At 62.3% G+C, this 9,783-nt stretch carries 4 protein-coding genes; all 4 read right to left on the bottom strand.

The window, feature by feature from the left end:
• Positions 1 to 44 precede the first annotated feature (44 nt).
• Positions 45 to 500 carry a chemotaxis protein CheW gene (locus tag CL546_RS07960; RefSeq protein ID WP_290494034.1) on the bottom strand — a complete coding sequence of 152 codons (456 nt, stop codon included), beginning with the start codon at positions 498 to 500 and terminating at the stop codon, positions 45 to 47.
• Between the two features lie 48 nt (positions 501 to 548).
• Positions 549 to 1,589: a chemotaxis protein CheB gene (locus CL546_RS07955; protein WP_290494033.1), complete on the bottom strand. Its 1,041-nt coding sequence runs from the start codon at positions 1,587 to 1,589 to the stop codon at positions 549 to 551.
• On the bottom strand, positions 1,586 to 8,707 hold the full coding sequence (locus CL546_RS07950) for an Hpt domain-containing protein (protein ID WP_290494032.1): 7,122 nt from the start codon (positions 8,705 to 8,707) through the stop codon (positions 1,586 to 1,588). Before CL546_RS07950 ends, CL546_RS07955 begins: the two co-directional genes overlap by 4 nt.
• 177 nt (positions 8,708 to 8,884) lie before the next feature.
• Complete coding sequence (locus CL546_RS07945; RefSeq protein WP_007151257.1) at positions 8,885 to 9,763, bottom strand: CheR family methyltransferase; 879 nt, start codon at positions 9,761 to 9,763, stop codon at positions 8,885 to 8,887.
• Positions 9,764 to 9,783 lie beyond the last annotated feature (20 nt).

Here is a 9,783-nt window from a genome sequence, read left to right as displayed (position 1 = left end):
GGCGGGTTCTTCGGCAGCCAGCGCCGCCAGTCGCTCACGGTCGATCATGCCGGTTGCTGTAGCCCCGCCACGGCACCTTCAATGGCGTCCAGGTCCGGGATTACCGCCAGGTCGCCACCCACCTGAATATACATGGCCTCCGCCGGGCCGGTGTCTACCGGCTCTTCCACCGGGTCGTCCTTGGCCACTTTCATCAGGCGGGGAATCCCCTGCACGATCACTGCATAAAAAGGCGCCTTGCTGGCTACCGTGTTGAGCACGGCAATCCGGGCATCCTGGCCGATGGTGACCTGGCCGGATTCGTTGAGTTTTTCGAATGACAGCAGCGGGATCTGCTGGTCACGCCAGCTCAGCCAGCCCAGCAGCCACTCCGGGCCATGGCCCGGGCGATCCGGCTGGCGCAACGGGATCACCTCGGCCACCACAATATTGGGCACCAGCCAAGGGCGCCCCTGCATGGGGATCAACAGGCTGGAAATATCGGATGGTAAGCTGCTCATGGTTGACCTCTCAAATAGACAGCACGCAGCAGGTTTCACTCAACAGGCTCATCCTTCGCCGTGTTGCGTTCCGCCTGTTGCATGTTGCGTGTTTAATTCCCTTCTTACCCGCTCCACCAGTTGCAGCGCAAGCTGTTCGGGGGAGCCGCTAAAACTGACACAGCCGGTTTCACGGACGGAATCCGGCTGGCTGCTGACCGCACAGGTGTCTGCGCTTTGCGCCCACACCGGGCAACCGGTGGCCGCCAGTCGTGGCGCGGCGATGGCGCCGTCATTGCCCATGCCGGAGAACAGAATGGCGCCGCAGGCGCTGCCAAAGCCGTCCCCCACATGCTGGATAACCTGGTCGATGGAGGGCGCATAGGGGCCTTCCCAGGTGTCGCCGGTGGACTGGATACGGCCGTCATGGCGGAAACGCACGGCATACTCCACCGGCACAATGGCGAGTTCGCCGTGGCGCAGGGCTTCGCCGTCCACGCCGATTTTGCACTGGATAGGGTTATCCCGGCCCAACACCCCGCACAGGGTATCCAGAAAACTGCCGTCAATGTGCTGGGCCAGCACAAACGCCACGGGCAAATTGGCGGGCAGGCAGTCGAGAAACAGTTTTACCGCTGCCGGCCCGCCCAGGCTGGCGCCCAGTACCCATACCTGGCGGGGGCGATCGCCGGGGCGGATGGCCTGGAACTCCCGTGGCTGGGGAATGCGGATCCGGGGCGGTGGCGCGGGGATCACGTCCAGCCGCTCTTCCGCCGCTGGCTTGCCGATAAAACTCACCAGCTTGGTGACCAGGCGCCGCTCCCATTTGGGGTAGCGCATATCGGTGCGTGCCGGGGCCTGGCCGTCACAAAACAGAATCGGTACCTCGGCGCGCTCCAGCAGGTCGTCGAGGAAGTGCTGCCAGCGATCTTCGCTGGACAGATCCACCACCCACAGGTCCAGCGCGTCTGCGGCCAGCCAGCGGTCTTCCAGGGCTTCCGGTTCGGTGCTGACCAGTACCTGATAGCCCTGGCCCTTCACCGCACTGGCGAGCAAGTGGCCCTGCAATGTGCTGTCGGCGATGACACCGACGCGGCCGGGCGCGGTCATCCGTTATCCGTTTCCTGCAGTTCGCCCAGCAGTTCGCGAATGGTGGACAGCAGTTCGTTCTCCTGGAACGGTTTGCCCATATAACAGTTCACGCCAATATCGAAGGCCCGCTCGCGGTGTTTTTCACCGGTTCGGGAGGTGATCATGATAATTGGCACATCCTGCAGGCGGCTGTCGTGGCGCACGTGGGTGGCCACTTCAAAACCGTCCATGCGGGGCATTTCGATATCCAGCAGCATCACATCCGGGCGGATATCTTCCAGCTTGGCGATGGCGTCGATGCCGTCTTTGGCGGTGACCACTTCGTAGCCATTACGCTCCAGCAGGCGGGTGGTGACCTTGCGCACGGTAACCGAGTCATCGGTGACCATGACCAGCGGCGTGTCACGCTGCGGCTGGAGCTCTTCTTCCGGCTCCTGGGGCAGTGTCGGTACGGTCTCGCCGGCTGCCAGGGCGGTGGTCTGCACGTGAGCGGCACGGATCAGGGAATGGATATCCAGAATGATCACCACGGAGCCATCCCCGAGGATGGTGGCGCCGCTGATGCCAGCCACGGTGGCCAGCTGCGGGCCAACCGCTTTCACTACCACTTCCCGGGAACCGACCAGGTCGTCCACTACGATGGCGACGGTGTGTTCGGTGCTGCGAATCAGCAGTACCGGCATGGGGGTGGTCTGGTTCTCCAGGTGCGGGACCCGGTTGCCGTGGACAAAGTGGCCCAGGTACTGCAGTTCGTAATCCTGGCCCACATAGGTGTAGACGGGATTCTCTTCTTCGAAATAGTGCTGCAGTTCGAACGGGCTGATCCGCACGATCCCTTCGATCTGGTTCAACGGAATCGCGTAGGAGTCTTCCGCCGCTTTCACCATCAGGGCGCGGTTCATGGCCAGGGTGAATGGCAGGCGGATGATGAAGCGGGTGCCCTGCCCTTTACGGGAGTCGATGGTGACCGAGCCGCCCATCTGTTTGATTTCACTGGCGACCACGTCCATGCCCACGCCGCGCCCGGAAATCTGCGTGACGGCGGCGGCCGTGGAGAAGCCGGCGTGGAAGATGAACTGCTGAATTTCCTGCTCGGAGAGCTGCGCATCGGCGGCGATCAGGCCTCGCTCGATGGCTTTTTGGCGCACCGCATCGGTATCGATACCCTTGCCGTCATCGGACAGGGTAATCACTACCTCGCCCCCTTCGCGGCCCAGTTCCAGGTTGATGCGACCAGTGCCGTCCTTGCCGGCAGACTGGCGGCCTTCACTGGTTTCGATACCGTGGTCTACGGCATTACGCAGCATATGCTCCAGTGGGGCGACCACACGCTCCATCAGGGAACGGTCCAGCTCCCCTTCCGGGTTGAGCACATCGAAGTCCACGCGCTTGTCCACTTCGCCGGAAATCTGCCGGACGATACGGCGCAGACGCGGCACCAGGCGGCTGAAGGGCACCATGCGGGTGCGCATCAGTTTTTCCTGCAGCTCGGTGTTGATCCGTGCCTGCTGCAGCAGCAGGGTTTCGGTGTCCTTGTTGCGGTCCAGCAGGGTGTTCTTCAAATCCAGCAAGTCAGAGGCGGACTCGGACAGCTGCTTGGTGATCTGGTGCAATTCGGAGTACTGATCCATTTCCAGCGGATCGAAGTCCTCGTCGTATTCGCCGAGATCTACGCCCTTCTGGTAGTTGGACATGATCTGCGCTTCGGTTTCCGAATCCAGTCGGCGCAATTGTTCGTAAAGGCGCTGTACCGTGTTGCCCATCTCTTCCACGTTGAAGGCGAACTCGGTGATGCCCTGCTCGACCCGGCCACGGTTGATGGAGGTTTCCCCGGCCAGGTTTACCAGAGCCTCAAGCACATCCGCGCCGACCCGTACCATTTCTTGCGGTTGCGCCTGATTCTGGCGCTGGCGGCGGTCGTCTTTCTGCGGTTGCTGTGGCGCGGGCTGTTTGTCGGTGGCTGCCGGCAAGGTGTTGGCCGGTGCAGCGGCATCCGGGGTCTCGGCGACCGGTGCGTTGGTTTGTGCGGCCGCAGCGACGGACTCCATGCCCCGATTGATCTGGTCGTGCCAATCCAGCATGGGCTGGAAGTCGCTCTGGGCGGGCGTCTGGCGACGGCTTTCCAGGTCGAGCAAATAGGTTTCGAAATCGTGGCTGATGTCGCCCAGCTGTTTGAGGCCGGCCAGTCGTGCGCCCCCTTTCAGGGTGTGCAGCGCTCGTTTCAGATCGTCGATAAAGTCGGTGCTTTCCGGATGATCTTTCCAGGAGGTCAGGCAGGCATCGATGATGTCCGACAGTTCTTCGGATTCTTCCAGGAAAATGTCCAGAATTTCCGGGTCGCTGTCTGACTGCCAGGTGTCATCGGCGGCGGTGTTGGCCGGCGTGGGTGCTTCGCTGGCTGCTGTTGCTGGCGGCGGGCTGGCCGGTTGTGATACCGGGCTGGCCGCCATGGCGGGCAGGGTAAAGCCCTTCGGATCGGCGGCATAGCCGTGGATAGCGGTGATCAGCACCTCGCCACTGGGCAGTGGGCGGTCGGCTTTCAGGGCTTCCACCATCTCCGCCAATTGGTCGTGGCAGCGATGGAGCAGATCGAACAAGCTCGGTTCGATGGCCAGCTGGCTCTGGGCCAGCCCTTCGTAGAGCGTTTCCAGTTCGTGGCCCAGGTCACCCAGCTCCGGGACTTCGGCCATGCGTGCGCCACCCTTGAGGGTATGCAGGTCACGCTGCAGGGATTGCAGTTCAAGCAGGTTGTCCTGCTGGCTGATCCACAGCTCCAGGCTGTTGCCGGCGGATTCGAGAATTTCCTCGGCTTCTTCCAGGAAGATTTCGACCAGCTCCGGGTCGCGCTCCGGTTGAGGGGGCGCATCAGCGGGCGCGGGCGCGTCCTCAACCGCAACGGGCGCGGTGGCGTCAGTGGCCGAGCTGTCGCTGGATTCACTGTCCTCGACACTCTTGAGCGGCTGGGTGCTGTTGTCGTTCAGGCTTGCAGGGGTGGCGGGCGCCGGGGCTTCGCCACGGATGAAGGCCTGAATGGCCGCCACCAGAGCGGGGGCATCAGCCGGAGCGGTGTTGGCCTGCAGGTTTTCGATCATCACCGCCAAGCTGTCATGGCACTGATGCAGGAGCTGGAAAAGGGCCGCATCGGATTCCAGCTGCCCGGCATTATAGCCTTCGTACAGATTTTCCAGTTCGTGGGCTAGGTCGCCGACCGGGGCAACGCCGGCCATGCGGGCGCCGCCCTTGAGCGTGTGCAGATCGCGTTGCAGGCTGCTGACGTTGCTGCTGTCGCCGGCTTCCCACTGGTCGAGAATGTGGCTGGCAGATTCGAGAATTTCCTCGGCTTCTTCCAGGAACAGTTCCACCAGCTCCGGGTCCAGGTGGGCTTCGTAGCGGCTGTTGTCCGGAAACTCCGCGGTGATCTCGCTAACCGGGGGCGTGTTGTTTTGCAGGGTGTCACTGCTGTCGTCGTTATGGCCATCGACAGGCAGGCCGCCGTCCGGGCCGCCATCGGGTCCGCCGCCTTCGGCCAGCTCGCGCAGGGCATCCACCAGTCCCAGTTCCGGGCGGACGGTCTGGCCGGCGGCCAGGCAGTCCATCATGTTCATCAACGCGTCCTGGCCTTCGCCCGCGAGGGCGAACAAGCGCTCGCTGTAGGCCAGGCGACCGCCTTCCACCGCGCTGTAGCAGCCAGCCAGAGCCGCGGCCAGATCGTGAATCTCGTTGAGGCCGGCGGTGGTGGCGCTGTTGGACAGCAGTTCCAGTTCGTCGCGCAGCCGCACCAATTCGTCGGTGTGCTCGGGGTGCTGTGCCCACTGGCTGAGCAGCTGCTCAGCATCCACGATCAGGTCCATGCCTTCGGACAGGAATACGGACAAAATGTGCGGATCCGGGCCGGGGCTGTCGCTGCCCTGCAGTTGATCGCGTTGTTGATTCAGTGACTGGATCAGGGCATCGGCGCCGAGCAGATGGGCCGGCGGGGTCGGGTCAAGCTGATCCAGACTGCTGAGAATCAGATCGTGGCTCTGGGCCAGCAGGTCAACCTGTTGCTGGTTGGCGCGGCGGTTGCTGCTGATCAGGTCCCGGGCGAGCTTTTCGGCCGGCTCGGCCACTTCGGCCACGGCTTCGATTTCTGCCATGCGGGCGCTGCCCTTGAGGGTGTGCAGGGCGCGATGCACGCTGTCGTCTACCGGGTGTTCGGACAGGTCGATGTCGTTGCCGGCCAGCCACTGGGCGATCAATGCCAGGTTGCGGCGGGCTTCGCTGGAAAAGATTTCCAGCAGGACGGTGTCCGGGCCTTCTTCGCTCATGTCCGGAATGTCGGACAGGCTCTCGGCAGCCGCAGCACTGCTGTGGGCAGGGGCCTGGGTGTCGTAGTCCGGTTCCTGCTCTGGCAGGTCCAGAGTGAGGCTTTCGTCGATCTCGGTAAGGTCGTTGTCCACCGGCAAGACGTTGATGTCATCGCTGCTGTCGTCAGTGTCCCAGGGGGTGAGGCTATCTTCACTGGCGGCATCAAAGGCGGCCAGATCCTCGGCGGACAGGGTATGGTCGGTGGACGTGGCGTCGGCGTTTTCAGCGGACGGCAGCTCGGTGAGTTCCAGTGTGCTGTCGGGCTCGCTGTGCGCATCGGCTTCCAGGTCGTCCGGGCTGACATCAGCGGTCGTGCCTGTCGCGGTGTCGTCGATGGTGGCGCTGTCGGCGGCAACGATCACGGGTACTTGATCGATCTGGCCACCGGCGGCGAGGGTGTCGGCGGCATCGGCCAGCGGCTGCACGTCAAACGGGTCCGGCTGGCGCAGGGTAAAGGCATCCACCAGGGCGGGTACGCGATTGCGAACTTCCTGGACCAGGGCGATCAATACGGCGGTGGGCACAATGGTGCGGTCGATAACCCGGTTCAGCATGTTTTCCACGGACCAGCCCAGTTCCCCTACGGTGCTGGCGCCGACCATGCGGCCGGACCCTTTCAGGGTGTGGAAGGCGCGGCGGAATTCCACCAGGGACTCTTCGTCGCTGGTGTTGGCGGCCCACCGCGGGAAGTATTCGTCCAGGGCGTCCAGTACTTCGCCTACTTCTTCCTGGAAGATCTCGATGATTTCGTCATCGATCAGGTCGTCGTCATCGTCGTTATGAGTGTCGGCGTCTGATGCTTGCGGTGCGTGCGTTTCGGGCTCTGCCGGGGCGGTGATTTCCAGGGTAGGATCGAGCAGTTCGTCATCGTCGCTGCTGTCGAAATCCGGGCCCTCGTCGTCGCTCTCCAGCGGCTGTAGTTCCAGCGTGGCGTCCTGGTCCTGCGCGGTGGTGCCGGTTTCGTCGTCGAGCTGCCCGTTGGCAGAGAATCCGGACCAGGCATCCACATCGTGTTCTTGGGATACGTGGGCGTCAGCGTCTAGTCCCGTTTGTTCCAGTTCAATGCGTTCTACGTCGATGTCGTTATCGTCAAAGTCCTGTTCTTCTTCCAGCGGATAGCCCAGTGCATCCACACTGGCGCGGGCCAGCTGCAGGATATCGTCGGTGGTGGTCGGGTCGTCGCTGAGACGCTCCAGGTAGTATTCCACCGAGGTGATGGCGTCAGCGAGGGTATCCATGCTGCGCCAGTCGGGTTTGGGCTGATCCGCGTCCAGCAGCTTTTCTTCGATGAACTGCACGCACTGGCGCAGGATCAGGGCAGGTTTGCTCAGCTGGATCACATCCAGACCACCGCGGACAGCGTTCAGGCGTTCGGGCACCACTTGCAGGGGGTCGGGATTCCACTGGGAGGCAATGAATTCCACGATGCCGTCTTTGGCTTCTTCCAGCCCGGCCCGGCATTCGCGCAGCACGGCGTCCATGGCCTGGCCCACATGGCTGGGCATGTCGTCGCCCTGACCGGCATAGCCGGTGCTGCGGCGATCGCCGCTGATGCCGGCCAGGGTGGCTTCCACATAGAGCAGGGCGCCGGCGATATCCATCAGGTTTTCACGTTCGGCGGGGACCTTGCCGGCGACAATGTCTTCCATGGCGTGCAGTTGCTCTTCCACCAGGGCGCGGGGCTGACCCAGGCCGAGCACGGCCACGGTGTCGGCTACCTGCTTCAGGGTGAGCGTGAGCGGTTGCAGTTTGTTGGTATCGGTGTCGCCACTGTGCACGAAGCTTTCCAGGGCGTCTTTCACTGTGGTGAGCTCTTCGGAAAGCGCCTGCACCACGGAGTTCATGGCCTGGGCGTCCGGGCCGGTCATCCGCTGGCGTTCTTCATTGACCAGGTCATCGGAGGGCAGCGCTTCATCTAGCCGGAAACGGGCTTTTACATCGCGGATGCGGGGGCTGTCCACGTCGGCCTTGGCCACGTAGTAGAGCAGGTTCTTGATCAGTTCGGTGGGGGCTGGCCGGTTCAGGCTGGCCGCCCCTTCCACCGCCAGCTCACGCAGGTTGCGGTCCACGTGACCGAGCATCAGCTTGACGGAGGTGCCGAGAATAATGGCGTCTTCGGAGAGGCCTTCCACCAGCGCGTTACTGATGGACCACAGCGGAGCACGTGGTGCGTCACCGGTGACCTGTTCCAGTTTGGTGAAAACCTTGGCCATGTAGCCCAGGTTTTCGCCCATGTTGTCGTTGCGCAGTACGCCGAGCAGGGCGATCTGGAACATCTGGCGGATTTTTTTCGCCAGCAGGATAAAGCGTGGGTCGTTGAGCAGGTCGTCGGGAATCTGGCCTTGCCCGGTTGCTTCGCTGAGATCCGGTTTGAACAGGGAGGTTTCCGACAACAGGGATTCGCCGCGGGCGGCGCGCAGGTCATTGAGCAGTGGCAGTAATACCACTGGCAGATCACGGCGGTTGCTGGCGACCCGGTCCAGGTACGGTGGCAGCTGCAGGATCGCTCGCATCAGGGTTTCCTGGCTGTCAGTCACATTGCCTACATTGCCGTCGAGCAGTGCCTGCGCCAGTTTTTCCATTTCTTCGGCGAGCAGTGCCGCACCGTAGAACTCCACCATCTGCAAGGTGCCGTACACCTGATGCAGGTGGGTCTGGCAGAAACGCATACGAGTGGCGTCGTCCGGGTTGTCCACGAACGATTCCAGTGCCTGTTGCGCCTGGTTCAGGGTTTCCTGGATTTCCCCGCGAACCCAGTCCAGAGCCAGATAGTCGTGACGGTCACTCATGACGTCTCCTGTCATACATCAACCCGCCTTCTTTGGTGGGCAGGTTTTTATAATGCGCAACACGTAACATGCAGCAGGCCCCGAGCCGGTGGTTGCTGATGGGTGCTACCCCAAGCCTTTTCTTTTTCGCGTGCCGCATGTTGCGTGCCGCGTGTTGCGTTATGTCTTTCTGCGTTTCTATCGACAGCGCCGGAATGCCAGCGTATCGGCAAAGTGAATCCGTTCCAGATCCGGATGTTGCCAATCAGTCACTTCCCCGGGCCCGAGTATCAGGATGCCTCCTGGTGCGAGCCGTTCCGCCAGCCGGTTCACGATCTGACGTTTACGCCAGCGGCGGAAGTAAATCAGCATGTTCTGACAAAAAATCAGATCCATGTTGTTCATTGGTGCCGTGCTGAGATCCAGCACGTTAAGCCGCGCGAAGCAGATGCGTTCGCGTAGTGCCCCGGTGATGGTCACGGTTTGCCCGTTCCCGGTGGGCTCGAAATACTTGTCCCGCAACAGCGGGTCGACCTGCAATACCCGGCGTGCGGCATATTCGCCTTTGCGGGCCTTGGCCAGGGTGGGCAGGCTGATGTCGGTGGCCGTGATGCCGTAGAATCGTTTCTGCTCGCTAGCGGAAAACTGCTCGTTGATCATCATGGCCAGGGAATAGGCTTCCTCACCGGTGGAGCAGCCCACGCTCCACACATCCAGGCTGGCGCTCGCCGGCTGTTCGGCCATGAAACGCTGAGTAAATTCTTCCACCAGCGCGTAGGAACCGGGATGCCGGAAGAAACTGGTTTCCTGGACGGTCAGACGGTCCACCAGCACGGACCATTCCATGGCCCGTGACTGGGTGGAACCCACCATCAGGTGTTCGTAATAGGTGTCGTAGTCCTCGATGCCCAGCTCGCGCATGCGAATGTTCAAGCTGGTTTCGAGGAAGGTCTTGCGCTCGTTGGACAGCGACATGCCGGTGCGGTCTTCCAGCAGCGCCTGCCATAGCTGGAACTGCTCCGCATCCATGGCGGGCGTGCTTTTGATCGACCAGCGATCTGTCACTGCAGCACCCATGGCATGTCTCCCGAGACCGG

This window comes from Alcanivorax sp. (assembly GCF_002726155.1).
Taxonomy (GTDB): Bacteria; Pseudomonadota; Gammaproteobacteria; order Pseudomonadales; family Alcanivoracaceae; genus Alcanivorax.
Note: the sequence above shows the minus strand (reverse complement) of the source record. Positions and strands in the feature narration are given on the sequence as shown.